This is a genomic window from Methylomonas sp. Uni0009 (assembly GCF_054188105.3).
Map to the genome: position 1 here is coordinate 1,620,107 of NZ_JBTAFN010000001.1, position 24,717 is coordinate 1,644,823.

Genomic DNA, 24,717 nt, shown 5'->3' on the forward strand with positions numbered 1-24,717 from the left:
TCAAGCCTTACAGCGCTTTATACAGTTCGATAGTCTTGGTCAATTCTTCAGTGGCTTTAGCTACGTTACCGGCTTTAGACTGGATCTGTCCTTGCATCAAAGAGGCGTGAGCTTTTTTCGCGGCTTCGGAGTTGCCGGCAATCGCTTCGGAACTGGTTCTGGCGGCTTTCAGATGAATCTGCGCAGCGGAGAAATCGCTTTTGCTGACTTCAACCAGCGCTTTTTCGATGTGAGCGATAATGCCTGCGGCGCCTGATTGTGCTGCTGCAACTGGCGCTTCTTCAGCAGCAAAGGCACAAACGTTGACCAGACTCAAAGATGCTGCCAATGACAGCGTTAACACTGCTTTTGTAAATAATTTCATTAGATAGTTTTCGTGTGATGGTTAATAGGTCCAATGCCCTAAAAAACACGTCATCACAGAATAGATTTTTTGCACCGGCAACTTATAGGTCTAAGTTCGTCGTGAAGTAGCACCGGTACAGCACCCTTTGCCATATAGCCGGCAAAAGGCTTGAAGCAAATCCATGCTGATGGGAAGTATCTTTTTTCCTACTGGGTCCAATTGAAAAACGTTATTGTTTTTCAGGCGCCATCATAACGGATTTAGCATGCCGGCAACGGACCATTTGCGCCGGGCAGTTGCGACAAGTGGCCGCAACGCGCGGATTTGCAGTTTTATCGGGCGTAAGCTGGCGCCCCGTCGCCGGCAATCATTTATAATGCTCTCCCGCCTTTTGCCGCATTCAGCCACCATGATAGACACGCTATACATCGAATCCGCTATCGAGCAGCACCCGCGCGTAGCGACGATTCGGCGGCGTTTTCCGCAAGCACGGACAGTGGTTTGCGAGCGATACGGCGAGGTGTTCAATCCCAAGGCGCAAAACTTTCGCTTACAAAAGCAACATCCGGCCCTGATTCTGGCGGAAAAGTACCAAAAGTTCGTGTTGCCCGCGCCGGCCGGTTACGGTATCGGCGGCCAGCGCAATTATTATTTTTCGCACATGCTGAATTGCTTGTACGACTGCCGCTATTGCTTTTTGCAGGGCATGTACCAGTCGGCCAATTATGTGCTGTTTGTGAATTACGAGGACTTTCAGGAACAGATTCGCCAGACCTGTCTGCAAACGCCGGATCAGGATGTGTATTTTTTCTCGGGCTACGATTGCGACAGCCTGGCTTTTGAGCCGGTCACCGACTTTGCTGAACAGTTTTTGCCGGTGTTTGCTGACTTGCCTAATGCCTGGCTGGAATTGCGTACCAAGAGTACGCAAATCAGAAGCCTGTTGAATCGCGAGGTGGTGCCGCGTTGCGTGGTGGCTTTCAGCCTGTCGCCGGATGCGGTGGCCGATAAAGTGGAAGCCAAGGCGCCAAACGTAGCCAAGCGCATCGAAGCCGCCGCTAAATTACAGCAACAAGGTTGGCAAATTGGTTTGCGTTTCGACCCATTGATTTATCAGCACGACTATCGGCAGCAATACCGGACCTTGTTCGAGCAAGTCTTTGCGGTAATCGATGCCCAGGCCCTACATTCGGTCAGCTTGGGGGTGTTTCGCTTGCCTGAGCAATATTTCAAAAAAATGCATAAGCTATATCCGGATGAAAGATTGTTCGCCAGCCCGCTGCAAACCGCGTCCGGCATGGTGTCTTACCGCGCCGATCTGGAACAGGCGATGATGGCCGATTGCGCGCAAATGCTGCTGGAATATATCCCGCACAGCGCCTATTTTCCATGCACACTGTAAAGCGCACGGTATTGGTGACCGGCGCCAGTTCCGGCATCGGTCGGGCGATTGCCCGGCAATTGCTGGCGCAAGGTCATCAAGTGATTGGCACATCGCGCGACTGCCGGAAGTTTTCCAAACATCACCCCCAGTTTATCGGCCGCGAGCTGGATCTAGCGCAATTGGCTGACGTGCCGCCGTTTGCCAAGCAACTGCAAAGCGATTTCCCGGCCTTGGATGCGGTGGTATTTGCCGCCGGTTACGGCCAATTTGGCGGTTTGGAACAGTTTTCCTACGCGCAAATCGAGACGCTGATGACCGTCAACTTTACCGCCCAAGCCTATCTGACGCGGGCGTTGTTACCGAAACTGAAGCAAAAAGCCCATGCCAACCTGGTGTATATCGGTTCGGAAGCCGCGTTAAAAGGCAGCCGCAACGGCAGCATCTATTGCGCCAGCAAATTTGCCTTACGCGGCTTCAGCCAGGCCTTGCGTGACGAGTGCGGTAAAAGTTCGGTGCGGGTGTCCTTGGTTAATCCGGGCATGGTCGATACCGCGTTTTTTGATGCATTGTCGTTCGCGCCCGGCAAACAGTCCGGCCAAGCCTTGCTGGCGGAGGACATTGCCGACGCGGTGTCTTATATCCTGCAAGCCGGCCCGCATTGCGTCATCGACGAAATCAATTTAAACCCCTCCAGCAAAGTGATCGAATTTAAGAAATAACCCCACATGCTAGCCAAACTCATCGTTTATTGCGCTTATTACCTCAAATCCGCCGACGGGTATCGCAGAGCCAAGCTGTTTTTTTACGATCTGTTAGAAAACAGCCATAGCCGCAAAAAGAAATATTTCGACGCGACGATGATCGGCTTGCTGATTTTGAGCGTGATTTTTCTGATTTACGATATAGAGCACGAAGACAGCAAGATGGGCGGTTATTTCGAGCTGGCGATTTTGATGATATTCATCATCGAATATCTGATCAGGGGTTGGATTTACTCGGACACCTATAAAGTCATCATTGAGGAATACGAGAAAGCGCTGTATTTGAATCTGGATTTCAATCTGCTCGGGGTGTTTCGCAAAGCCTTCGTCAGGGATATTGAGTACATCACCTCGCCGTTTGCGATTATCGATATTCTGGCCATTTTGCCCAGCTACCGGCCGTTGGCGATCCTGCGTATCTTCATCATTTTCCGGCTATTCAAACTATTCCGCTATTCCAATAGCGCCAAATTGTTCGCCGACGCTTTGGCGAGCAAACGCTTCGAATTGATGACCTTGTTGATCTTCACCTGCTTTTTGGTGTTTATCGCCAGCGTGTCGATTTACATGTTCGAGTATCAAGCTACCGATAGCGGCATCCATAATTTATTCGACGCCTTTTATTGGACCATCGTGACTTTGGCGACGGTGGGTTTTGGCGACATTACCCCGCAAACCACAGGCGGCCGCTGGGTGACAATTTTTTTGATACTGGCCAGCTTGGGCGTGTTGTCGTTCTTCACGTCCATCCTGATTGCCGCCTTCAGCGAGAAAATGTTGTCGGTTCGTGAATCCAGAACCTACGCCGAACTGGACCGCTATGACAATTTCATCATCATTTGCGGTTTTGGCCGGGTAGGGCAAGAGATTGCCCGGCATTTAGACAACGACAGACAAAAATTTTTAATCATCGATAGAGTGCCGGCGCGGATTGATTTGGCCAAGAAACGCGGTTATCTGGCGATAGAAAGCGATGCCAGTAACAATGAAGTGTTGATCAACGCCGGTATTTGCCGCGGTGCCAGCGCCATTCTGTGCATCACCGGCGACGATGTGATTAACGTCTATGTGACCTTAACCAGCCGGCATTTAAATAAAAACCTGCGCATAATTTCCCGCGCCAATCGGCATGACAACGTCAATAAGCTCTACCAGGCCGGTGCTGATAACGTCATCAGGCCGTTTGAGATTGCCGGATTGCTGGCGGCGGAATTTGTCGGTCAGCCCGTTGCTTTCGAGGCCATCTCCGGCATTTTGCATAATCAAACCGAGACGGTGATGGAGTCGGTATTGGTCAGCGAAAAGTCGCCGCTGGATAATCAAAAAATCGGCCAACTGGATTTGCAGCAGCGTAAGCTCACCTTGTTGGGAGTGATCAGCGACAATCCGATTCATCTGAAACACAAGAATAAATACCAGGTGAATCAGCAACATTTTTATTTCAATCCGGAAGTGGACTTTATCCTGCGGCACGGCGACATGCTGGTGTTATTGGGCCGTAAGTACGGTATCGATCATTTTCGCGATCAGGTGGAACAACGCCGTTTATTCAGCAGGCAGCCCAAATGAAAAACATCGCCGTATTCGGTTACAACCGGCTGTCGTTCGAGGCCATTAGCCGGCTGGACAAAGAGCTATATCAAATCACCGTGATCGATCACGATCCGGCCAAAGCGGCGCTGGCGCGGGAAAACGGCTTCGAAACCGCGAATATCGATTTCCGTAGCGACGACGATTTGAAGCTGATCGGCATTGGTGCGCATATCGATACGCTGTTTTGCTTTTTCGACACGGATTCGGAAAATGTATTTCTGACGCTATCAGCGCGGGCACTGGATAAGGCGTTGAATATCGTGGCGATTGTCGATAGTCCGGAGTCGGCGGAAAAACTGATAGCGGCGGGCGCCAACAAGATTATCGACCCGTATGAAATCTGCGGGCGCAAAATTCACGATATGCTGAAGCGGCCGGATATCAATGATATTTTCGATCACACTGTATTCGGCAGACACGATTTGCATCTGGCCGAGGTGGCGATTCCGGAAAACAGCTATCTGGAGAATGCCCACGTCAGCCAGCTGCATTTAAGTTCGCAGTACAATTTGATACTGATCGGCATCGTCAATAAACAAGTCAGCGAACGCCTGCATTTTGTGGCGGAAGAATTTGATCGCCGTTTGAGTGTTGGCGATATATTGGTGATTTTGGGGCCCTCGCGGGAAATTAGAGCATTTAAAAAAGACGTCGAAAATGAGTTTTGTAAAATCTAGCCGGCACTTGGACTGCGCCCTGCCGATTTTATTTTTTCTCTGCCAATCCCAGCCAACGCGCCAAAGCCGCTAGCGAAAAGCCCTGAATCAACACCGACATCACCACAATAAAACTGATCAGGACAAAAATCTCTCCGGCCTCTTTGATGCCGGCCGCCAACGGAAAAGTTGCCAGTACGATAGGTACGGAACCGCGCAAACCCACCCAGGAAACCAGCAGCTTTTCCTTAAAACTGATCTTGGCCCACAGCAAACTGATGAAGACGCTGACCGGGCGTGCTACAAACATCAGAAACAAACTAATCGCCACGGCCACACTGGCCAAGGACGACAATTCGGCGCGATAGGGTACCGACAGCATGCCCAAGGTTAAAAACATAATGATCTGCATCAGCCAGGCGAAGCTGTCATGGAAGGCATTGATGTAGTGGTGGTGGGTAACTTCCCGGTTTCCGGCCACAATGCCGGCCACGTAAACGGCCAAAAAGCCATTGCCATGCATAAACGTAGCGCCGCTATACGTCAGCAACACCAATGCTATGGAGGCTATGGCATACAAGCCGGCCGAGCTTAAGCCCATGTGATTCAGCAACCAGACCATGAAACGCCCGCCGCCATAACCCACGGCCACACCGATCAACAGTTGCATAACCAAAAACATGCCGCCTTCCAGAAAAGCCGATTCGGCCCCGGTCGCATAATTCAGCAAGGTAACAGTCAGTAGCACGGCCATCGGATCGTTGCTGCTGGATTCCAACTCAAGCAAAGGTTGCAACTTGCCCTTCAAAACAATGTGACTGGAGCGCAGCACGGAAAACACCGCGGCAGCATCCGTGGAAGAGACAATAGCGGCCAGCAACAGGCCTTGAGTCAGCGTAATGCCATGAACGCCCAGCGAAAAGGTGCTGAATGAGCCGAGGATAAACCAAGCAAAGCTGCCTAACAGCAGCATCGTGATAAACACGCCCAGTGTGGAAAGGCATAACCCCTGCCATAACACCGGGCGAATATTGGGCCAATGCGAGTCCAGGCCGCCGGTAAATAAAATAAAAATCAATGCAAAATCGCCGATAAATTTTGCAATTTCCGGGCTATGTAGTTCCGGTCCGCCGAACTCGCCGATCAGCCAGCCGGTCAAGAGAAAAAACAGCAGCGAAGGAATGCCCACTTTGCTGGCCAGTTTGCTGGAAAACACGCTGATTAATAGCAGGCTGGCGCTAACTAGACTGACCAATTCGATGGAGGGCATGGGCGATTCTCTGTGATCAGGAATTTACGGTAGTTAAGATGTATGGGCAAATGAGCGGTCTTGCAAGCTTGAGCCGGCATGTTCGGTCCAAGCAAATCGTGTCTTACTTCCCACGTCGATTTGTGCCGTGCCGATAAACAGCGGCGATTGCCTCACTTGCCGTGACGCGGTAAAGTCTGAGGCCGGAGTGTAATCGCATGGCCCCGCTGAAAACGGAGTTTTTTGGTACTGGACGCGCATCCGCCGCCAAAGTGGCTTTCGATTGCCCGGACAATATAGCCGGAATCTAAGCATTTCGGCTATTTATACGATCTCAACACCATGGCTATGAACCGATTCAAAAACATCCTGTATGTCGCCGAATTTGCCGTCGACCAGCGGCAGGCTATCGAGCGGGTGATCGCGTTGGCGGCAAACAATCAAGCCAGATTGACGTTTTTACAGGTCGTCGAACAACCGCGTCTGGGCGCTTTGCTTGAGCTTTATACGCCGGAGCAAATCGACAATCAGCTGCGCGAGCAGGAGCGCCAGAAGCTGGAAGCCTTACTGCTTGGCTACAGCAGCGTGAACCCCGTTGATGTGCAAATCCGGGTTGGCAGCCCGTTTATCGAAATTGTGCGTCAGACCCTGGATGGCGACCATGATTTGGTCATTAAATTGGCCGCCGGCGACCATGGTATCCATGACCATTTGTTCGGCAGTACGGACATGCATTTGTTACGCAAATGCCCGCGTCCGGTCTGGTTGATGCGGTCTGAAGAAACGAACAATTATGCCAAAATCATGGCCGCCGTCGATTTCGATCCGTGGTCCGCGGACGGAGCGGACGAAGGATTGAACCGCAGAATTTTGGAGCTCGCCAGTTCCGTAGCGCTCGCCGATTTCGCCGAACTGCATCTGGTACACGTTTGGGACTCGATGTTGAGCGCGTGGGCAGGCGAAATTCCGAGTAAAACCGTCGAAATGCAGATTGAAGCCGAAAGAGCCCGCTATCAGGCCGGGCTCGATGGCTTGGCTGCTAAATTACGGCATTGGATAGGCGATGAGGCTTACAATTACTTATCGCCGAGGCTGCACTTGGTCAGAGGGAGTGCGCGGGACGATATTCCGGCTTTGGCGGCAAGATTGGACGTCAATTTACTGGTGATGGGAACGGTGGCGCGTACCGGCATCAAAGGTTTGATCATCGGCAACACTGCCGAAGTCATCCTTAACGGTATCCAATGTTCAGTGCTCGCAGTCAAGCCGGACGGTTTTGTTTCTCCTTTGGCATGAACAGGGTTTGAGCCAGCTTTTGCCCTAAACCGAAGTTTTGCAGCTTCCGTATTAATCCAAGACATAGAAAATGAATTTTTTAAAATTTAATCCACGTATTTGTTTTTTCCTGGGCTTTGCCGCTTGCGCTGGGCTGTTGGCGGTCGGTGCTTATTTGCAATTTGTCGAAGAGTTGGAACCTTGCCCGCTGTGTATTTCGCAGCGCTTGGCCATTTTGGCGACAGGCGTGATTTTTTTAATCGCTGGTTTGCATAATCGCGGTCGCAAAGTTTATGCGCTGTGCAGTGCCGCTGCCGCGCTGATCGGCGCCAGCGTCTCGGCCCGCCATGTCTGGTTGCAACATCTGCCGCCCGAAGAGGTGCCGGAATGCAGTCCGGGGCTGGAATACGTGTTTCAACATTTCCCGCTGGCGGATACGATCAAATTGATGCTGACCGGCACCGGCGAATGCGCGAAAGTCGATTGGACCTTGCTGGGCCTGAGTATTCCGGCCTGGACCTTGTTCGCGTTTTTGTTGTTGGCGGGATGGGCATGCCTGCAATTTTTTAACGATGCCGATGCCGTCTAGCTTCGGGATTCGCAAATTGGTTCAGCTATGTCAAAAGTCGCCGGTGTTAGCTCCCTGATTTTTTCGCGGCACCCAATTGTTGCAACTGCAGCAGTTACCGCGTCGAATCGACACAGCTCCGCAACAGGTTATGCACAAAAACGGGGCATAGCTTGCGTAGCATCGCGATAGTGCCTGCGATATTTAACACAGATTAATTTTTTACGTAAGTCATTGATTTATAATTGGCAAATCAGCTGGCTTAAATTTGCACAATTTAACAAATGTGTAATAAAAACCGACACTAAGCGATTCTCTCAAAAGCCTATCCACAGAGTTATCCACAGCTTTTGTGGGTAACTCAGATTCCTCAATCCTGTTAACCACTTAGCGATCTAATATCAAAAAAACATCACGAGACATGCCTAACTGTGATACTTCCGGCAATTTAATTTTGAAAGTTGCCGTGCCAGTTCCGCTGGACCGCTTATTCGATTATTTGCCGCCATTCGGCGTTAATGTGTCGGAATTGCAAGCAGGTGTTAGAGTGTTGGTGCCTTTCGGTAAGCGCCAGCAGGTAGGGATTTTGCTGGCCGTCGCGGACAATTCCAGCGTCCGGATGGATAAACTCAAACCGGCTACCGCCGTTCTGGATACCCAGCCGCTATTGGCGGACACCGACATCCAGTTATTACGCTGGGCCAGCCGCTATTATCACCACCCGATTGGTGAAGTGCTGGCAGCGGCGTTTCCGGTGGCCTTGCGCCAAGGCCGGCCGGCTTTACTGCAACACCAACCCTGTTTCGGCCTCAGCCCGCAGGGTCGGCTGGTTTCCCCGGAACAATTACGCCGCGCACCCAAGCAACAAGCGCTATTGGCTTTGTTGCAGGCCACCGGGAGTGCGATGACGGCTGCCGCGCTTAGCGCCTACAAGCCGGCGTTGAAAGCCTTGCTCGACAAGGGCTTGGTCACGGCGCACGAATCCGCTCCGGGCGGCGGATTAGCCGTCACTAAGACCGCGTTACCGGCCAACCCCGACCAGCAGGCGGCTATCGATGCGGTCATCGCCAATCTGGGCCACTTTGCCGTATCCTTGCTGGAAGGCGTGACCGGTAGCGGCAAAACCGAAGTGTATATGCAGATCATCGCCGAGGTGTTGGCGCAGGGCAAACAGGTGCTGGTTTTACTGCCGGAGATCAGCCTGACGCCGCAATTGGAGCAACGTTTTCTAAAGCGTTTTGCCGTGAACCTGGTGTCCACGCATTCCAAGTTAACCGATAACCAGCGTTTGCATGCCTGGCTGAGCATGCAACAAGGCCATGCCGCCATCATGCTCGGCACCCGTTCCGCGCTGTTCACACCAATGCCGCGCCCCGGCCTGATCATTCTCGATGAAGAGCACGACAGCTCGTTCAAACAACAGGAAGGTTTTCGCTTTTCCGCGCGGGACGTCGCCATTGCCAGGGCCAAGGGTTTGGGTATCCCGGTGTTGTTGGGTTCGGCGACGCCGTCGCTGGAGAGCATGGCGAACGTCGCCCAGCACCGCTACCAATTACTGCATTTGCCCAATCGGGCCGGCAATGCCACGGCACCGAGCTTTCAGTTATTGGATATTCGCAATAAAAGAATGCAAGCCGGCCTGTCTGAACCGCTGCTGGCGGAAATCCAAGCTACGCTGGCCAAAAAACAACAAGCGCTGATTTTTCTCAATCGCCGCGGCTATGCGCCGGTGCAGATTTGCCATGGCTGCGGCTGGGTCTCGCGCTGTCGGCGCTGCGATGCCAATTTGGTGATTCACGCTGCCGACCGCTTGCTGCGCTGCCATCACTGCGGCAGCGAACAATCTTTGCTCAAGCAGTGCCCGGCTTGTAAAACCGGCGAATTGCAGGCGCTGGGATTGGGTACCGAACGTATCGAACAGACCCTGGCAAGCTTGTTTCCGGACAAGGTGGTGGTGCGATTGGACCGGGACACCACACAACGCAAAGGTTCGCTGGAACAATATCTGGAGCAGATTCACGATGGCGGGGTCAATATTATTCTCGGGACGCAAATGCTCGCCAAGGGCCACCATTTTCCAGGGGTGACGCTAGTCGCCATTTTGGATATAGACAGCGGCCTGTTCAGTATTGATTACCACGGTAGCGAAAGACTGGCGCAATTGATCGTGCAGGTCGCCGGCCGGGCCGGGCGGGCCGATCAACCCGGCAAGGTGGTATTGCAAACCCGGCATCCGCAACATCCCTTGCTGGAGACTTTGCTAAGCAAAGGTTATCGGGCTTTCGCGCAAAGTGCCCTCCAGGAGCGGCGGCAGGCCGGCTTGCCACCGTTCGGTCATCAGGCCCTGCTGCGGGTGCAAGCCAGTAAGGCCGAGGAACCGCAACAGTTTTTACAGGCGGTTTGCCGGAAAATCAGCGAGCTCAATCCCGGCAAAGTGCAGGTTCTGGGGCCGGTGACGGCGCCGATGGCTAGACGCGCAGGCTTATTTCGTTACCAGTTGCTGTTGCAGAGTCCGCAGCGCAAAGAATTGCATCAGTTGCTGGACAATTTGTTGCCCGCCATTTATGCGTTGAAGGAAGCCAAAAAGGTACGTTGGTCGCTGGATGTCGATCCGGTGGACTTGTACTAGCCTGTCCGCCAAAATCCGGCGATTTAGTCCGGTTTATGTAATAATTCCCGCCCTTTACGACGGACCGTAGCAAAACCCATAGACATCTAAATCAGTAACTTAAGCGCCGTTGGATGGCACGCTAACAAACTAGATGTCTATGCCTATAACTAAAATAAAGAAGGTATTTTTCAATGTGTTGGAGTGGAGAAGCGTCAGGCGTTCTGGCTGCCGCAGGTTTAACGACCGCCGTTTACGTGGCTTACAAAGGCGAATCCAAGGAGCTATGGATTCCGTTAACTTATTTTGCCCTGATGGAACTGCTACAGGCGGCAACGTATGTGTATATCAATCTGTGCGATAACCCCAATAATCAGGTGCTCACCCTGCTCGGTTATCTGCATATCGCTTTCCAACCGTTTTTCGTAAATATGGTGGCGATGTACTTCATTCCGGAAAGCGTCAAATTAAAGATTAGAACCACGGTTTATACCTTATGTGCCATCAGTTCGTTGGCGATGCTGATCAAGATGTATCCGTTCGCCTGGGCCGGCGACTGCGTGCCCGGTACTGAAGGCTTTTGCGGTGTACAAACCTGCTCGGTGTCCGGTGAGTGGCACATTGCCTGGCAAATGCCTTTGAACGGCTTGATGTCGCAACCCGTGACTTGGTTGTTTGGCTTTAATTGGGGCTTGCATGCGTTTTCGTACATCCTGGCGGCGTTTTATCTGCCTATCATTTACGGTTCCTGGCGCTTTGTAGGGTTCCACTACTTGATCGGACCCTGGATTTCTGACGTCACCACCAACGATCCGAACGAGTATTGCGCGGTATGGTGTCTGTTCTCGATTGCACTCTGCGTATCGGTGATCAAAACGCCGATCAGAAAACATTTGCATGTGAAGAAATGGCCGTTCTATCACCGCGAAGTAGGCGACAGCTTGTAACATGAGCATCAGCAAACAGGATATTCTCGACGCATTTCAATTTCGTCATGCCTGTAAGGAATTCGACGCCGAACGTAAAATTGCCGGCGCGGATTTCGACTTTATTTTGGAAGTTGCCAGACTCTCGCCCAGTTCGTTTGGGCTGGAGCCTTGGCAGTTTTTGGTCGTACAAAATTCGGAATTACGGGAAAAACTGCGGACTGTTACCTGGGGCGGGCAAAAGCAGTTGCCTACCGCCAGCCATGTGGTGTTGACGCTGGTGCGGAAAAGCTATTTCATGCGCTACGACAGTGCCTATCTGCAACACATCATGCGCGAGGTACAGCAGTTTCCGGAAGACATCATCAGCCTGCGTAGCGGCTTGATCGAGAAGTTTCAGCGCAGCGATTTTGATTTACTGGGTTCCGAACGTACGCTGACCGATTGGGCCACCCGGCAAACCTATCTGCCGCTAGCCAATATGATGACGGCGGCGGCGCTGATCGGGATCGATTCCTGTCCGATAGAAGGTTTTGAGCGTGTGGAAGTGGAGCGGATCTTGGCGGAAGATGCCGACGTAAATTTAGAACACTGGTCCGCGGCGTATATGGTGGCGTTTGGATACCGGAAAAATCCGCCAGCGCGGCCGAAGACCCGGCAACAGCGCGATGCGGTGGTGCGCTGGCTGGATTAATTCAGACGGCAGCCGCTGTAATCGCTGTCGTTCAGCGACAAGGAATAACGCGCCACAGGACGGCGCACCCCGATAAAGCGTTCCCGCCAATATGGCTGTCTTAAGTCGGAAACCATCACCTGCCCGGTCCGGCTACTCGGTGCATGCACGAACTGCTCACCGCCAATATAAATCCCCACATGCGAAAACGGCCGCTCGGTGGTGAAAAACAACAAATCGCCCGGTTGTTTTTGCTCGGGCTGCACAGCCGGCAATTGTCTGGCTAAGGATTGGGTATCGCGCGGCAGACGCACCCCCTGACGGTTATAGACGTAATAAACCAAACCGCTGCAATCAAAACCCTGGCTGGGCGATTCCCCTCCGTAAACATAAGGCGCGCCTTGCAATTGCAGCGCATCATTCGCTGCAATCCGGTTGCCGCCTTCGGGAGCGGGTAATACCGTCAGCGGCGCTTTTTCTTTGTTGGCGCAGCCGGTAAGCTGACTCAGCATGGCAACCGCCACTATCTGAACCAGCAGTAATAAAGCGCGGCGGTAAGATAGACAGATGGACATCGGATTTATCGGCAATAAAATCATCAATTTGCATATTATAGACAGGCTATTCGCCGTCCGCTCGCCGTATATCGCTAACCGGCTATGCATTTGTTAGCCCGATCCAGATATTGAGAGCCTTGGATAGGCCATTAGCTGACCATCGCATTTTGGCTTCATTGACCCCAGTGGAATGCATAGCTGCCTGATAGTGATTATGATTGTACGACCGGCGCTGGTCTTGCGTAGCCTCGATGCAGCGTTAGCGGAATCGAGGGTGTCGACCATCTGTCACCAGACTAACCTCGGCAAATTTTAAGGGTGTTGGCATTCGAATCCTCGATTCCATCGAGGCTACTTGCTGTATATTGCTAACCGGCTATGCATTTTAATGCCCGGTCCAGATATTGAACGCCTTGAATCGGCCAACTTCTGCCGTTCGAGGTGTCTTTGTCAATGGCTGGTATAGATCATAAATTGTTCACTAATGGCAAACAGTTGATACCAGTTCTTCGACACGTTTCGAAAAGTCCTGTGAGTGAACTGATCTATATTGTCCAAACACTTCACTTTCGATCTTCTTAACGGCATCGCATTGGCAGAATTTCCTAAAAGATTCTGCGAAATGCCTTTCTGCTACGATCGTAAGGGCTTTGGAATGTTCGGACATTTTTCTTTGAAATTCACCGGTGCCATAAGTAAGTGGCTCTATTAAGGGATCTTGAGAACGGTCGTTCATTCGCGCTTGATAAAGCACACGGAACGTAAACGATCTTCGCTTTGATGCAATTAGTTCCTCGTCCCTTCGATTAACCGCATCAACAAGCGACAATAGATCCTCACGCCCTATCCCAACTGTCTCTACCGTTATCTTATCTGCAAAAGCGCTAACGGAAGCAATGTCTAGCGAAGTTATTGCTTTGACTACTTGAAGATGAACACTTTTGCCTTTAAGAAGTGACTCAATCTCTCTGTTCGCCATTTCTTTTGCCCTCGCCTGTAGTTGTAGGTACGTTTCCACCATGGACCTACTTTTCTCATCAAGCTTCGGTTCAAGAATTAGGCGCTCTAGAGACCACTCTTTAACCATGCGCGGCCAGATTACTATGCGCATGAAGCCAAAAAGTCCATCCAATCTGCAGGAGTCAAATGGTTGTGATCCCGGTTGGCAGTAAGGGCGAAACCAATAACGCAACTCCTGACCCGAAACAGTCACGATATTCTCATTTATTGCGCACTCACTCTCTTCAATTAGCCTGTTTGTGTGGAGCATCCTAATAAAGTGCTTTGGTTGTTGTGGATGAGTAGGATACGCTTGATCAAGAATCCACTCTAAAGACCGAATCCTTCGTTCAATAGTGGTTTCAAAGGAATTCCAATTAAAGCCTGTCGTCACGTTGATTGCCTGAGTTATTTTAGTTCGTCCAACGCGGTTTTGAGCCGATAGCCGAAGCGTCCGATCATATGCAATTGATTTACGTATATCACCTGTAACAGGTAATTGTGACCGGGTATGATTAAATTGCCGCCATTGAATCAGATTGGTCGACAGACAACAACTGGTCGATTGTGACAATTCATCACTTCCAGAAACCGCAATTCTCTACTGGCATAATCTTAAAGAAATTGGCGATTGACTGTAAATTTGGAACAGATACGGTTTGGGATGGCATACTCAAACTGCAAAACGCCGAATTATTATTTGGCTTTTGTCAACCAGGGACGCGCCAGCAACAGCAAGCTAAGCAAGCTGCAAAAAACCATGTAGTGTGAGTAACGAAAATCGGGCGATGGGGCTGCCAGCATCAAGCCCAGCTCATGCAGGATGGCGCTGGAAGTTAGGCAAATGACTTCGATGTTGGCCGTCACGCCACGAAAAGCAGCGGCAAAAAATAGACAAATTGTCAGCACGAAATAAGGCCAGGGTTGAAAAAACCAGTATTCGCCATACTTCGACATACCCGCCTCCAGCCACTCCTGTAATTTGGTCGCTTTTGGATGAGATCCATAGAAGTGCTCTAAGTCGCTGGGAAAATCTTTAGCCATTATCACCGGGCTCCAGCTGTTATCCGGCACCAAGCCCAGGACATATTTCGATACAGCCAGGCGGTGACGCGCCCATAAAACCGGTTCTGCGAGTATGGTGTTTATCCACAGCGTATGCAGCATTTGCCGTTGCTGGTCGGAGATACTTTCAAAGCCATGGATCTGCGATTCCATCGAATTTTTTGGCAGCTGCAAGGTGGGCGGCTTGGTGCGGAAAACCTCCCGCCAATACATCGGCGTATAGGCTTTTAGCAAAGGCTCGACAGAACCTGTTGAATTTAGGCTACCAGCCAATTGATCGAAAATAGCTTGTTGCCTGCTTTTATCTTCAAGCCGTTTGATGACACCGGCAATATCAAATGAGGCGTTGGCGACCCAGGGATAGGTATGCCTGTCGGCAAGCCGGTTGTTTATCGCTCCGGTGGTCATAAATAAAACAAGCGCAAGCGCCGCGCCGGGAACGGCTGTGCGGATCAAGCCCAGTAGGCTGTTTTTGGGATATAAGCGATATAAGGCAAAGCTGAGTATGGGGATTGTGGCGAACAATGCATTGTGTCTGATCAGGATGGCTAACCATAAAACCAAAATTGTCAGCGCGAATAATACAAATGCAATGCGCGGGATTTGTTCGTCATGATTTTTTATCTGTCCCGCGATGCCGAAAGCCGTGAATAGCGCGCCCCACATCAGCATGTCTTTCAAAATCGCGCCGCTGATACCGAACAACGGCGGCAAAAATATTATCGCGCCAAGTAATGCCGCTAAGGCCTTGCCGCCATAGGGCTTAAAAAAGGCTTGAAAGCTCAGGTAGGCGCCGGTCCACACCAACCCAAGTTGCAGAAACAGCATGCCCGCAGGGCCTGGTGCGATGTTGTCGGTGAAGCGCCAGATAATAGCCATTAACGGCGGATGCCAATCGGAATAGACGCCTTCGCGAGCCTCAAGGATTTGATTGACCGCGTCATAGCACATGAATCCCGGATACATGATGCCGAGATGGATAAGGAATCCGCAGATAAAAATCCATTCGGCCTGCCGCATTTCCGCCACCGCGCTAATTTTTCGAGCCAATGACATTAAGTTTGACAATATTTGAAACCGCAATGTTGAAACCGAAGTATTTCCGGTGGGTTCAAAGCTTGTTGAGCCGAACAATCCCCCACCCCGATTAAGACTGTCGTGAAAAGTCACTATCTTGAAGAAAGGAACTACCCCGATGATAGCCTCGTATTATGGCAAATCCGCTTCAACCCAGGTCGAACAAATCCATCTGCCTATACTGACCCAAGCGCTTATCGCCATTTTCCAACCCGGATAAGGTCACACCCAGTAATCGAACTTTGGAGGTGCCGATGCCGGTATTTTTCAGTAATTCGGTCAATAGCAGTCTAGTGTTCGGGCTATCGCTGATCGGTTCCGCCAAGGTGCGTCCTCGGGTAATTTGCACAAAGTTTTGATATTTGATTTTCACAGTTAGCGTATAGGCCGTCAGCTGTTTTTCCGCCAATCTGACTAGGGCTTTTTCCAGCAAATCCTGCAAATAGCGCAGAATGGTGGTCAAGTCGGCTATATCGTGGTCGAACGTGGTTTCGATACCCACCGATTTGCGAGCTCGATTGGCATTGACCTGGCGCGGATCAATACCCCGGGCGATATTGTAATAATGTTGGCCGGCTTTGCCGAAATGCCGTTGCAATTCCGCCAATGGCAGTTGCTTTAGATCCTTGCCGGTCACGATGCCCAAGTCGTACATTTTCTGTTCGGTAGCGCGGCCGATGCCATGAAACTTGCCGATAGCCAGATTTTCCACAAACTCCGGACCTTGTTCGGGCGTAATCAGATACAAGCCGTCCGGTTTGCCCAGATCCGAGGCGATTTTTGCGAGAAATTTATTGTAGGAAATGCCGGCGGATGCCACTAACTCGGTTTGTCGGCGTATCTCCTGCTTGATGTGCTTGGCCAGCAAGGTCGCGGAGCCTTGGTATAGTTCGCTATCACTAACATCCAGATAGGCTTCGTCCAGCGACAAGGGTTCGAAACGTTCACAGTAACGAGCGAAAATCCCACGGATAGTCTCGGACGCTTCCCGGTAAACATCAAAACGCGGCTTAACGAAAATAGCTTGCGGGCAGAGTCGGTAAGCATGCGCGGAAGGCATGGCCGAACGTACGCCAAACTGGCGGGCCTCGTAACTACAGGTGGCGACTACGCCGCGCGAATCGGGCTTGCCGCCGACAATGATGGGTTTATTTCGATAGTGGGGATGGTCGCGTTGTTCAACCGCCGCATAAAATGCATCCATGTCGATGTGGATGATTTTGCGCGGCGATGCTTCCATTGAGGTTTACTGCTTGCCGAGCAATTCCAGTTTGGCGGTTTCGTTCCAATCGGAAAACGGGAACGGCAGTTGCTCGGTGTTGAACGTCAAAAACAGCAGAATATGATAATGGTAAGTGGACAGGCTACGGCCGAAGTTAAGGATGTTGGCATTAGCATCGCCGGTAAACAGCACGGAACCGACCTGCAGCAAGATTACCAGCCACAACAACAGTTTAACCAAGCTGTCGATGGCCGCGAACACCAGCATGAAAATGATGCGTTTCCAGGTCTCGATTTTTTTCAGGTTTTCGTTAATTTGTTCCTGCATGATGGCATTAACCTCTGTTCATCACGTCCCGCAAGTCCAGCGCAGCTGCATTGGCGCGAGCGATGTAGTTAGCCATTGCCAGCGAATAGTTGGCGAAAATGCCGAAGCCATCGCCGTTTAATACTACCGGGCTTAAGGTGGGAGACAAGGCGTTTTCCAGGGCCTGGATCATATTATCCAAGGTATTCATCGCCCGCTTATCCAGCAAAATGTCGGAAAAATCGTGCTTGATGGCTTTCAGAATGTGCAATAACGCCCAGCAAGAACCACGCGCTTCGTAGAATACGTTATCGATTTCCATCCAAGGCGTTTGGCCGATGGTTGGCATATTGATGTCGATAGGATTGGATGGATCGCCGTGGGTTGCGCCGGAAAATTTGTCGGTACTGGCCGCCAAGCGGGTCGAGAGACCACCCAACCGCTTGATGACAACCTCGGTATATTGCCAAAGATTATCGGCTCTGGAGTGAAACTGCGCGGCTTTTGAAGTGGAAGACGGGTTTTGCAAGCGAACCATATAAGCATGCAGTGCTTCGATACCCTTTACATATTCCGACTCGGTGGACGGCAAGGCCCAGGAATTGCGTTCGTAGTAAAAATAAGGTTCGGCTTTTGCCAAATCAGGGTCTTCCGCAGATTGCGATTGGTCGCGGGCGAAATGGTTACGTAATGCGGTGGTGCCGTCGCGCAACATGACCAGTGCGCCATACTCGAAGTTTTGAATGTTATCGCAAAACAGACCGGGAGGCGCCACGTCGTTGGACAGGTAACCGCCGGATTTGAACAGTATGACGTCGGCGATATGCGCTAGGGTATTGGCATACACATACCCAATCGGCATCTGATCGGTATGCGTGACATTCATTCGTTCGATCGCTTCGTCCTGAACGCTGAATTGCTCGGGTTCGCGGCTCCACCATTCGCCTAACACCAGCATGACAATCAGAACAACGCCTAACAGCGAACCAAAACCCCAAAGTATGCCCTTAGACTTTGCGTCTTCGTAAGCTAATGGATTATCTGACATGTGGTGCGTATCCTGGTCTGACTAAATAAGTGAGCAAAAACCGTGCTTTCCGATAAAGATTTTTTGTGACCATGTTAGCACGGATATACCAATATGGCGCGCCCGATTTCAGTGCAGTTGCTTGTCCAGCGACGCCGGCATGGCACTGATCAAAGTCGGTGGTAATTGCACGAAAAAGCCTTTGCTTTGCAGGCTGGCAATGACTTTTTCCGGATTTTCCCTGGCTAATTTGCGATCCGGGCTCAACTGCAACTCCATCACAAATGTTAAGCGGCCAAGGCTTTTGAACAAGGCTTCCGGCACCGCGGAAAAGTCGTCCTTTTTGTCCAGATATAAATAGAGTTCGTCTTTTTTCAGGCTTTTATAGATAAAACATTGCATGATGATGACCTGTGATCGCTAATGCTGCCAATTCTAATGGTTTTTGTTTAGAATTTTCAGTCCCCGTTTGCCTAATGCCCAACATCATGGAAAACCAGCCCGCCGCTTCAAACGCTTTTTTCAGAATTGCCTGTTATTTCGAGGGTTCTTTAGCGGTATTGGCGCTGGCTTTGGGCTGGCTTGCCGACCTCGATCCGTTTGCCAATCTGGCGTTTTCCGAGGCAGCATTAGGGATTGGCTTATTCGCAACCGGGCCGCTACTGGTATTGTTTTTTGCGATGCAACAGCTTAGCTATCCGCCCATCCAAAAGATTCGCGATTTACTGCTGGAAACCTTGGGCGCCAGGCTGGCATATCGGCATTGGACCGATTTGCTGATACTGGCTGCGATTGCCGGCTTTGCCGAAGAAGCGCTGTTTCGCGGTTTTTTACAGCCTTGGCTGGAAAATGGCTGGGGTGCGAGTGTAGGCTTGTGGGTTAGCAATGTGCTGTTTGCCTTGGTGCATGCGGTCACGCCGCTTTACGCGGTTTTAGCGATGTTGATGGGCTTGTATATGGGGGTTATGCTGGATTATGGCGGTGAACGCAATCTGCTGGTGCCCATGGTGATTCATGCCGTTTATGACTTTGTGGCGTTTGTTGTTATCCTCCGCGACTACCGCAACCGCGCTCGTTAGGAGTTATCGATGTCCGTTCAAACCCAGCCATCAGCCGAAGATTTGCGTCCGCACTGGCTTATCTGTGCAGGCGCGTTGCTAACGATACTGGGCTACAACCTGGCTTGCCATTTCTGGGCCAGCGAATTGCAACTAGGCGTTGACGAAGCGCAACGAGTGCTGATCAGGAGTGTGCTCTACGGCTTAGCGATTTTGTTGTTTCCTGTTACTAAACTGCTGCGGCACATCCTGCTGCGTCTGAATCAAACCATGCCGGGACCGAAAACCGCTAAGCAGCGCTATTTGTCTACGATAATTGTCACGCAGTTTCTGATCGAACTCGTAAGTTTGTTCGGCTTCGCGATGTTCTTTCTCGGCGATGGATTTAACACCTTGTATATTTTCAGTGCGATGGGCGTACTGGGAGTTTTCCTGCATAAGCCCAATACCAGCGAATATTTAGCGATTGCGGCGGCACTCTCGAGCGAAAACCAGCACGGACCTAAATACCATTGACTATTTCCGATTTTTCGGATTGCAGGTTAAGTTGTACAATGGCTGGCTTATTTACGATTAGCCACCCGGTGTGATTATGCAAATCATTCAAGAAGCTCTCACCTTTGACGATGTTTTATTGGTGCCCGCCCACTCCAGCGTACTGCCGCGCGAAGTCGAACTAAAAACCCAGCTGACTCGAAAAATTAAGCTGAACATCCCGCTAGTGTCCGCGGCAATGGATACAGTGACCGAAGCCCGCCTGGCTATTGCGATTGCTCAGGAAGGCGGCATCGGTATCATCCATAAAAACATGACTGTCGAGCAGCAGGCAGCGGAAGTCAGAAGGGTTAAAAAATACGAAAGCGGCGTGATCAAAGACCCGATTACCGTCTCTCCCAACGTGACGGTTCGCGAGGTAATGGAATTAACCCGCGCTAAAAACATCTCCGGCGTTCCGGTGGTGGATGGCGAAGAATTGGTCGGCATCGTCACCAGTCGCGATCTGCGCTTCGAAACTCGGTTGGACGAATCCATCCGTTCCATCATGACGCCGAAAGACAAGCTGGTGACGGTCCATGAGTCGTTTAAGCATAAAGAAGTCATAGACTTGCTGCACAAGCACCGCATCGAGAAAGTGCTGGTCGTCAACGATGCCTTTCATTTGCGCGGCATGATCACCGTCAAAGACATTCAAAAAGCCAAAGACAACCCGCAAGCCTGCAAGGACGAACAGGAAAGACTGATCGTCGGTGCGGCGGTTGGCACCGGTGCCGATACCGGCGAACGGGTTGGCGCGTTGGTGGAAGCTGGTGTCGATGTCATCATCGTCGATACCGCTCACGGTCATTCGCAAGGCGTGCTGGATAAAGTGCGCTGGGTAAAACAAAACTTCCCGCAAGTCCAGGTGATCGGCGGCAATATCGCCACCGCTGCGGCCGCCTTGGCATTGGTCGAAGCGGGCGCTGATGGCGTCAAAGTGGGTATCGGTCCGGGCTCTATCTGTACCACGCGGATTGTCGCCGGTGTCGGCGTGCCGCAAATCACTGCCGTTAGCAATGTCGCAGATGCGTTAAGAGGAACAGGCGTACCTCTGATTGCCGACGGCGGCATCCGCTATTCCGGCGACGTTGCCAAAGCCTTGGCGGCCGGAGCGCATGCGGTGATGTTGGGTGGCTTGTTCGCGGGTACTGAAGAAGCGCCGGGTGAAGTGGAACTGTTCCAAGGCCGATCCTACAAATCTTATCGCGGCATGGGCTCTTTGGGTGCGATGTCGCAGCAGCAGGGTTCCAGTGACCGCTATTTCCAGGAAGATACCGAGCAAGTCGAAAAATTGGTGCCGGAAGGTATTGAAGGCCGGGTGCCCTATAAAGGCAGCGTGTTGGCGATTGTGCATCAGTTGTTGGGCGGCATCCGCTCCAGCATGGGTTATACCGGCAACAGCACGATTGCGGCGATGCATGACAATGCCCAGTTTGTGCGTGTCACCAGTGCCGGCATGCGCGAAAGCCATGTGCATGACGTGACGATTACCAAGGAAGCGCCGAATTACCATATGAACTAAAACCGGCCCTCAGGCTGTTGCTCTCGGGTCTGCGCTTTCGCGTCGACCCGCTTTAATCGAACACAAATCACAGAAATAGCTTAATGTCCGAAACGTCTTCAACTCCATGCAATCTTTGCGGCGGCAACCACGTTGCCGTGTTATCCATGCGCAGCCGCAGCGGCGCAGAGTTACGTAGCGTCATCTGCAAGGACTGCGGACTGGTCTGGAGCGATCCGTTTCCGCACGATCCTCGGCAGTTTTACGAAGAAGATTATCGGCTGGCATACAAAAACACCTATGCCCCCAAAGCCAAACACATCTTGCGTGCCGGGCGAGTTGCGCTGACCAGGCATGAAAAAATCCAGCACTTATTGCATAAACCGCAAACCCTACTGGATGTGGGCACCGGCGGCGGTGAGTTTGCTTATTTAATCAAATCGCTGGGCCACGATTTGCACGGCATCGAACCGAACAAGGGTTACGGCCAATATTCCGCTGCGCAATACGATCTGAATTTACAGTTCGGCTTTATTCAAGATGCACAGTTTGCAGAAAACAGTTTTGATGTGATCACCATTTGGCATGTACTGGAACACACCGAAGACCCGTTTTTTGTATTGGGCAAGTTGCGCAGCCTGTTGAAAGCCGACGGCGTGTTAGTAGTGGAAGTACCGAATATCGAGGCCACTTGCCAATCGCCGAGCAGCACTTTTCATGAGGCGCATCTGTACAATTTCAATTTGGCGACACTGCGGCGCATGGGTGAAAAAGCCGGTTTAATTGAGGAAAGACATGTGTTTTCCGAAGACGGCGGCAATGTCACGCTGTTTTTCAAAAAAGCCGAACACCCGGCCGACCAAGCTATGGGTTGGGGAATCCCAGAAAATGCCGAACGAATCTCCGCGATTGTACGCGGCCACACCAATTTACGGCATTACATGCGCGCGGCCCCTTATTTGCGGTTTATCAAACGCATGAGTCGTTCGCTATTCGAAAGTCGGGACGTCAAAGGTTTCGATAACAATAAAAGCCTGCTTGACCAATTGTATCGGGGCTTATAGTACGCTCGTCACTTAGATTTTCCGGTGGGTACGCTAGTCGGCCCACCCCACATTTTTGAAAGGTTTCCCGTCATGTCATCCCACGCCGCCAACATCCATTCCGACAAGATCCTGATTCTCGATTTCGGTTCGCAGTACACGCAATTGATCGCCCGCCGCATCCGTGAAATTGGTGTGTATTGCGAAATTTACTCCTGCGATTGCAGCGCCGATGAAGTCAAAAACTTCGCACCCAACGGCATCATCCTCTCCGGCGGGCCGGAAACCGTGACCAGCAGCGACACCCCGCGCGCGCCGCAAATTGTTTTTGAGTTGGGCGTGCCGGTCTTGGGTATTTGCTACGGCATGCAAACCATGGCCGAGCAGTTGGGCGGCAAAGTAGAATCGTCCGATCACCGCGAATTCGGCTACGCGCAGATTCGCGCTCGCGGCCATTCCAAATTGTTGTTGAACATCGAAGATCACGCTTCACCGGAAGGTTTCGGCTTATTGGATGTGTGGATGAGTCACGGCGACCGTGTCGTTGAATTACCAACCGGTTTTAAATTGATCGCCAGCTCCGACGGCGCGCCAATAGCCGGTATCGCCGACGAGGACAAACACTTCTACGCGCTGCAATTTCATCCGGAAGTGACCCACACCAAGCAGGGTGGCCGGATATTGAGTCGGTTTGTGTTGGAAATTTGCGGCTGCCAAGCGTTGTGGAATGCCAGCAATATCATTGAAGACAGCATATCCGCAGTCCGCGAAAAAGTCGGCAGCGATCAAGTCATTCTGGGCCTATCGGGCGGTGTCGATTCTTCGGTAGTCGCCGCCTTGCTACATCGCGCCATCGGTGAACAACTCACCTGTGTATTTGTCGACACCGGTTTGCTACGCTTGCACGAAGGCGATCAGGTGATGGCGATGTTCGCCCAACATATGGGTATCAAGGTAATCCGTGTCGATGCCGAAGCCCGTTACATGGCGGCACTTGCCGGCGTTAACGACCCCGAACAAAAGCGCAAAATCATCGGTGGCCTGTTCGTGGAAATCTTCGACGAAGAGGCCGGCAAACTCACCGACGCCAAATGGCTGGCGCAAGGCACCATTTACCCGGACGTTATCGAATCAGCGGGCGCGAAAAGCGGCAAGGCGCATCTGATCAAATCGCATCACAACGTCGGCGGCCTGCCGGAAAACATGAAGTTGAAACTGGTCGAACCCTTGCGAGAACTGTTCAAGGACGAAGTACGTAAACTGGGCTTGGAGCTGGGCTTGCCGGCTGACATGATCCACCGCCACCCGTTCCCCGGCCCCGGCCTGGGTGTACGCATCCTCGGCGAAGTTAAAAAGCAATATGCGGACTTATTGCGCCAGGCCGATGCAATTTTTATAGAAGAACTGTATCGCCACGGCCTTTACCACAAAGTCAGCCAAGCCTTTGCGGTATTCCTGCCGGTTAAATCGGTGGGTGTGATGGGCGACGGCCGAAAATACGACTATGTGATCGCGATCCGCGCTGTCGAAACCATAGATTTCATGACCGCGCGCTGGGCGCATCTGCCTTACGATTTCCTGGATTTGATCTCACGTCGCATCATCAACGAGGTGCCGGGCATTTCCCGCGTCACCTACGACATCTCCGGCAAGCCGCCCGCGACGATAGAGTGGGAGTAATAGCTTCAAATTAAAATGGAACTTTGAAAATGACTTCCGGTCAACGCAAGCGCGGGGTGTGAAAATTTGCTCCGCGCAATAGCTTATTCATTGTTTCTCCCAAGCCGGTAGTCAATTGTTTTGACTACCGGTTTTTTTTTGCGATGAATGAGCAGTCTTGGTCGCTATGCCGAATTAAAGTTAATAAAACGCGGCTTAACCTATGTCGGTTCTTACAGGCAAACGTCCGTCATTCGCCTAACAACCCATCATTGGCGCACCCCGGTCTTAGCAGGTATAGGCTGGGTCATGTCGATGCCGGCAGCTTCTTTTCTTGAATATTGAATGTTTCGCAACTGGGCTGTTTATGCTGCACGTTGCGAAAAGGCCTTAAGTTGAGGGTTTGTCCAAATCATTTCCTTGGTGGCCGGTAAAGGTCCGCCAAATTAACCAGCCATTCACGATTTTTGACGACATTGACGTTGGTCAAAGCCATTGAATAACAGCCTGTGTCCGATACGGCAATTGTTGGGTATTTAATGACAATAAGATGAATGCTCCCAGGCACATTTAGAATGGTTTCAGGTGGAAAACGGTTAGATTATTTAGGCAAAAATGCAAGAGATT

Annotated in this window: 23 protein-coding genes; 14 read left to right on the forward strand and 9 right to left on the reverse strand. The window is 51.4% G+C overall.

Features of this window, described 5'->3' with window-relative positions:
• Positions 1 to 7 precede the first annotated feature (7 nt).
• Positions 8 to 364: a hypothetical protein gene (locus tag ACWAU0_RS07550; protein WP_458138815.1), complete on the reverse strand. Its 357-nt coding sequence runs from the start codon at positions 362 to 364 to the stop codon at positions 8 to 10.
• Between the two features lie 391 nt (positions 365 to 755).
• On the opposite strand from ACWAU0_RS07550, the gene ACWAU0_RS07555 reads away from it, so the two are divergent.
• From ACWAU0_RS07555 to ACWAU0_RS07570, 4 genes are read left to right on the forward strand one after another with little or no spacing between them, the layout of a single operon-like run.
• A complete protein-coding gene (locus ACWAU0_RS07555; protein ID WP_458138816.1) occupies positions 756 to 1,748 on the forward strand; it encodes an SPL family radical SAM protein in 993 nt (330 codons plus the stop codon).
• Positions 1,736 to 2,449: an SDR family oxidoreductase gene (locus ACWAU0_RS07560; protein ID WP_458138817.1), complete on the forward strand. Its 714-nt coding sequence runs from the start codon at positions 1,736 to 1,738 to the stop codon at positions 2,447 to 2,449. The genes ACWAU0_RS07555 and ACWAU0_RS07560 overlap by 13 nt, the downstream gene beginning before the upstream one ends.
• Before the next feature lie 6 nt (positions 2,450 to 2,455).
• On the forward strand, positions 2,456 to 4,060 hold the full coding sequence (locus ACWAU0_RS07565; protein ID WP_458138818.1) for an NAD-binding protein: 1,605 nt from the start codon (positions 2,456 to 2,458) through the stop codon (positions 4,058 to 4,060).
• On the forward strand, positions 4,057 to 4,761 hold the full coding sequence (locus tag ACWAU0_RS07570; RefSeq protein WP_033156927.1) for a potassium channel family protein: 705 nt from the start codon (positions 4,057 to 4,059) through the stop codon (positions 4,759 to 4,761). The genes ACWAU0_RS07565 and ACWAU0_RS07570 overlap by 4 nt, the downstream gene beginning before the upstream one ends.
• 28 nt (positions 4,762 to 4,789) lie before the next feature.
• Here ACWAU0_RS07570 and ACWAU0_RS07575 read toward each other — a convergent pair whose 3' ends face one another.
• A complete protein-coding gene (locus ACWAU0_RS07575) occupies positions 4,790 to 6,010 on the reverse strand; it encodes a potassium/proton antiporter (protein WP_033156926.1) in 1,221 nt (406 codons plus the stop codon).
• Positions 6,011 to 6,331: 321 nt separating this feature from the next.
• Between ACWAU0_RS07575 and ACWAU0_RS07580 the strand changes: the two genes are divergently transcribed.
• The 5 genes from ACWAU0_RS07580 to ACWAU0_RS07600 all read left to right on the forward strand — a co-directional run bounded on the left by ACWAU0_RS07580 (position 6,332) and on the right by ACWAU0_RS07600 (position 12,060).
• The gene (locus ACWAU0_RS07580) at positions 6,332 to 7,285 is read left to right on the forward strand and encodes a universal stress protein (protein ID WP_084153300.1); all 954 of its coding nucleotides are present in this window, start codon (positions 6,332 to 6,334) and stop codon (positions 7,283 to 7,285) included.
• A 70-nt stretch (positions 7,286 to 7,355) separates the two neighbouring features.
• Positions 7,356 to 7,853 (forward strand): disulfide bond formation protein B, encoded by a 498-nt coding sequence (locus tag ACWAU0_RS07585; protein ID WP_101052790.1) that lies wholly within the window; start codon positions 7,356 to 7,358, stop codon positions 7,851 to 7,853.
• 400 nt (positions 7,854 to 8,253) lie between these two features.
• Positions 8,254 to 10,461, forward strand: coding sequence for a primosomal protein N' (locus ACWAU0_RS07590; protein ID WP_458138819.1), 2,208 nt, complete (start codon positions 8,254 to 8,256; stop codon positions 10,459 to 10,461).
• Between the two features lie 173 nt (positions 10,462 to 10,634).
• Positions 10,635 to 11,387, forward strand: a complete 753-nt coding sequence (locus ACWAU0_RS07595; protein ID WP_458138820.1) for a DUF5765 domain-containing protein — start codon at positions 10,635 to 10,637, stop codon at positions 11,385 to 11,387.
• A 1-nt stretch (position 11,388) separates the two neighbouring features.
• Complete coding sequence (locus ACWAU0_RS07600; RefSeq protein ID WP_458138821.1) at positions 11,389 to 12,060, forward strand: NAD(P)H-dependent oxidoreductase; 672 nt, start codon at positions 11,389 to 11,391, stop codon at positions 12,058 to 12,060.
• Here ACWAU0_RS07600 and ACWAU0_RS07605 read toward each other — a convergent pair.
• The 7 genes from ACWAU0_RS07605 to ACWAU0_RS07635 form a co-directional block, all read right to left on the reverse strand.
• Entirely contained in the window at positions 12,057 to 12,614 is a 558-nt protein-coding gene (locus ACWAU0_RS07605) for a C40 family peptidase (RefSeq protein ID WP_240618033.1), read from the reverse strand. The genes ACWAU0_RS07600 and ACWAU0_RS07605 overlap by 4 nt on opposite strands.
• A gap of 463 nt (positions 12,615 to 13,077) precedes the next feature.
• The gene (locus ACWAU0_RS07610; RefSeq protein WP_033155283.1) at positions 13,078 to 13,989 is read right to left on the reverse strand and encodes a hypothetical protein; all 912 of its coding nucleotides are present in this window, start codon (positions 13,987 to 13,989) and stop codon (positions 13,078 to 13,080) included.
• 302 nt (positions 13,990 to 14,291) lie between these two features.
• Positions 14,292 to 15,716 (reverse strand): hypothetical protein, encoded by a 1,425-nt coding sequence (locus tag ACWAU0_RS07615; protein ID WP_458138823.1) that lies wholly within the window; start codon positions 15,714 to 15,716, stop codon positions 14,292 to 14,294.
• A gap of 169 nt (positions 15,717 to 15,885) precedes the next feature.
• Positions 15,886 to 16,977: a DNA polymerase IV gene (gene dinB / locus ACWAU0_RS07620; protein WP_458138824.1), complete on the reverse strand. Its 1,092-nt coding sequence runs from the start codon at positions 16,975 to 16,977 to the stop codon at positions 15,886 to 15,888.
• A gap of 6 nt (positions 16,978 to 16,983) precedes the next feature.
• Positions 16,984 to 17,286, reverse strand: a complete 303-nt coding sequence (locus ACWAU0_RS07625) for a DUF4389 domain-containing protein (RefSeq protein WP_033156920.1) — start codon at positions 17,284 to 17,286, stop codon at positions 16,984 to 16,986.
• Between the two features lie 7 nt (positions 17,287 to 17,293).
• Positions 17,294 to 18,313, reverse strand: a complete 1,020-nt coding sequence (locus ACWAU0_RS07630; protein WP_020484171.1) for a DUF2333 family protein — start codon at positions 18,311 to 18,313, stop codon at positions 17,294 to 17,296.
• A gap of 108 nt (positions 18,314 to 18,421) precedes the next feature.
• Positions 18,422 to 18,694, reverse strand: coding sequence for a YcgL domain-containing protein (locus tag ACWAU0_RS07635; RefSeq protein ID WP_101052774.1), 273 nt, complete (start codon positions 18,692 to 18,694; stop codon positions 18,422 to 18,424).
• An 86-nt stretch (positions 18,695 to 18,780) separates the two neighbouring features.
• On the opposite strand from ACWAU0_RS07635, the gene ACWAU0_RS07640 reads away from it, so the two are divergent.
• The 5 genes from ACWAU0_RS07640 (at position 18,781) to guaA (ending at position 24,111) form a co-directional block, all read left to right on the forward strand.
• Positions 18,781 to 19,371 carry a CPBP family intramembrane glutamic endopeptidase gene (locus ACWAU0_RS07640; protein ID WP_458138825.1) on the forward strand — a complete coding sequence of 197 codons (591 nt, stop codon included), beginning with the start codon at positions 18,781 to 18,783 and terminating at the stop codon, positions 19,369 to 19,371.
• Between the two features lie 9 nt (positions 19,372 to 19,380).
• On the forward strand, positions 19,381 to 19,866 hold the full coding sequence (locus ACWAU0_RS07645; RefSeq protein ID WP_458138826.1) for a hypothetical protein: 486 nt from the start codon (positions 19,381 to 19,383) through the stop codon (positions 19,864 to 19,866).
• Between the two features lie 76 nt (positions 19,867 to 19,942).
• Positions 19,943 to 21,409, forward strand: coding sequence for an IMP dehydrogenase (gene guaB, locus ACWAU0_RS07650; protein ID WP_033156917.1), 1,467 nt, complete (start codon positions 19,943 to 19,945; stop codon positions 21,407 to 21,409).
• 83 nt (positions 21,410 to 21,492) lie between these two features.
• Complete coding sequence (locus ACWAU0_RS07655; protein WP_240348151.1) at positions 21,493 to 22,452, forward strand: class I SAM-dependent methyltransferase; 960 nt, start codon at positions 21,493 to 21,495, stop codon at positions 22,450 to 22,452.
• Between the two features lie 72 nt (positions 22,453 to 22,524).
• On the forward strand, positions 22,525 to 24,111 hold the full coding sequence (guaA, locus tag ACWAU0_RS07660; protein ID WP_205452472.1) for a glutamine-hydrolyzing GMP synthase: 1,587 nt from the start codon (positions 22,525 to 22,527) through the stop codon (positions 24,109 to 24,111).
• The last annotated feature ends 606 nt before the right edge of the window (positions 24,112 to 24,717 follow it).

What these genes read in the sequence shown, in the direction of transcription:
- ACWAU0_RS07600 (WP_458138821.1), top strand. Translation starts at nt 11,389, where the DNA reads ATGAGCATCAGCAAACAGGATATTCTCGACGCATTTCAATTTCGTCAT.
- ACWAU0_RS07590 (WP_458138819.1), top strand. Translation starts at nt 8,254, where the DNA reads ATGCCTAACTGTGATACTTCCGGCAATTTAATTTTGAAAGTTGCCGTG.
- dinB (WP_458138824.1), bottom strand. Translation starts at nt 16,977, where the DNA reads ATGGAAGCATCGCCGCGCAAAATCATCCACATCGACATGGATGCATTT.
- ACWAU0_RS07615 (WP_458138823.1), bottom strand. Translation starts at nt 15,716, where the DNA reads ATGTCATTGGCTCGAAAAATTAGCGCGGTGGCGGAAATGCGGCAGGCC.
- ACWAU0_RS07625 (WP_033156920.1), bottom strand. Translation starts at nt 17,286, where the DNA reads ATGCAGGAACAAATTAACGAAAACCTGAAAAAAATCGAGACCTGGAAA.
- ACWAU0_RS07585 (WP_101052790.1), top strand. Translation starts at nt 7,356, where the DNA reads ATGAATTTTTTAAAATTTAATCCACGTATTTGTTTTTTCCTGGGCTTT.
- guaA (WP_205452472.1), top strand. Translation starts at nt 22,525, where the DNA reads ATGTCATCCCACGCCGCCAACATCCATTCCGACAAGATCCTGATTCTC.
- guaB (WP_033156917.1), top strand. Translation starts at nt 19,943, where the DNA reads ATGCAAATCATTCAAGAAGCTCTCACCTTTGACGATGTTTTATTGGTG.
- ACWAU0_RS07635 (WP_101052774.1), bottom strand. Translation starts at nt 18,694, where the DNA reads ATGCAATGTTTTATCTATAAAAGCCTGAAAAAAGACGAACTCTATTTA.
- ACWAU0_RS07575 (WP_033156926.1), bottom strand. Translation starts at nt 6,010, where the DNA reads ATGCCCTCCATCGAATTGGTCAGTCTAGTTAGCGCCAGCCTGCTATTA.
- ACWAU0_RS07560 (WP_458138817.1), top strand. Translation starts at nt 1,736, where the DNA reads ATGCACACTGTAAAGCGCACGGTATTGGTGACCGGCGCCAGTTCCGGC.
- ACWAU0_RS07570 (WP_033156927.1), top strand. Translation starts at nt 4,057, where the DNA reads ATGAAAAACATCGCCGTATTCGGTTACAACCGGCTGTCGTTCGAGGCC.
- ACWAU0_RS07605 (WP_240618033.1), bottom strand. Translation starts at nt 12,614, where the DNA reads ATGTCCATCTGTCTATCTTACCGCCGCGCTTTATTACTGCTGGTTCAG.
- ACWAU0_RS07645 (WP_458138826.1), top strand. Translation starts at nt 19,381, where the DNA reads ATGTCCGTTCAAACCCAGCCATCAGCCGAAGATTTGCGTCCGCACTGG.
- ACWAU0_RS07550 (WP_458138815.1), bottom strand. Translation starts at nt 364, where the DNA reads ATGAAATTATTTACAAAAGCAGTGTTAACGCTGTCATTGGCAGCATCT.
- ACWAU0_RS07640 (WP_458138825.1), top strand. Translation starts at nt 18,781, where the DNA reads ATGGAAAACCAGCCCGCCGCTTCAAACGCTTTTTTCAGAATTGCCTGT.
- ACWAU0_RS07595 (WP_458138820.1), top strand. Translation starts at nt 10,635, where the DNA reads ATGTGTTGGAGTGGAGAAGCGTCAGGCGTTCTGGCTGCCGCAGGTTTA.
- ACWAU0_RS07630 (WP_020484171.1), bottom strand. Translation starts at nt 18,313, where the DNA reads ATGTCAGATAATCCATTAGCTTACGAAGACGCAAAGTCTAAGGGCATA.
- ACWAU0_RS07580 (WP_084153300.1), top strand. Translation starts at nt 6,332, where the DNA reads ATGGCTATGAACCGATTCAAAAACATCCTGTATGTCGCCGAATTTGCC.
- ACWAU0_RS07555 (WP_458138816.1), top strand. Translation starts at nt 756, where the DNA reads ATGATAGACACGCTATACATCGAATCCGCTATCGAGCAGCACCCGCGC.
- ACWAU0_RS07655 (WP_240348151.1), top strand. Translation starts at nt 21,493, where the DNA reads ATGTCCGAAACGTCTTCAACTCCATGCAATCTTTGCGGCGGCAACCAC.
- ACWAU0_RS07565 (WP_458138818.1), top strand. Translation starts at nt 2,456, where the DNA reads ATGCTAGCCAAACTCATCGTTTATTGCGCTTATTACCTCAAATCCGCC.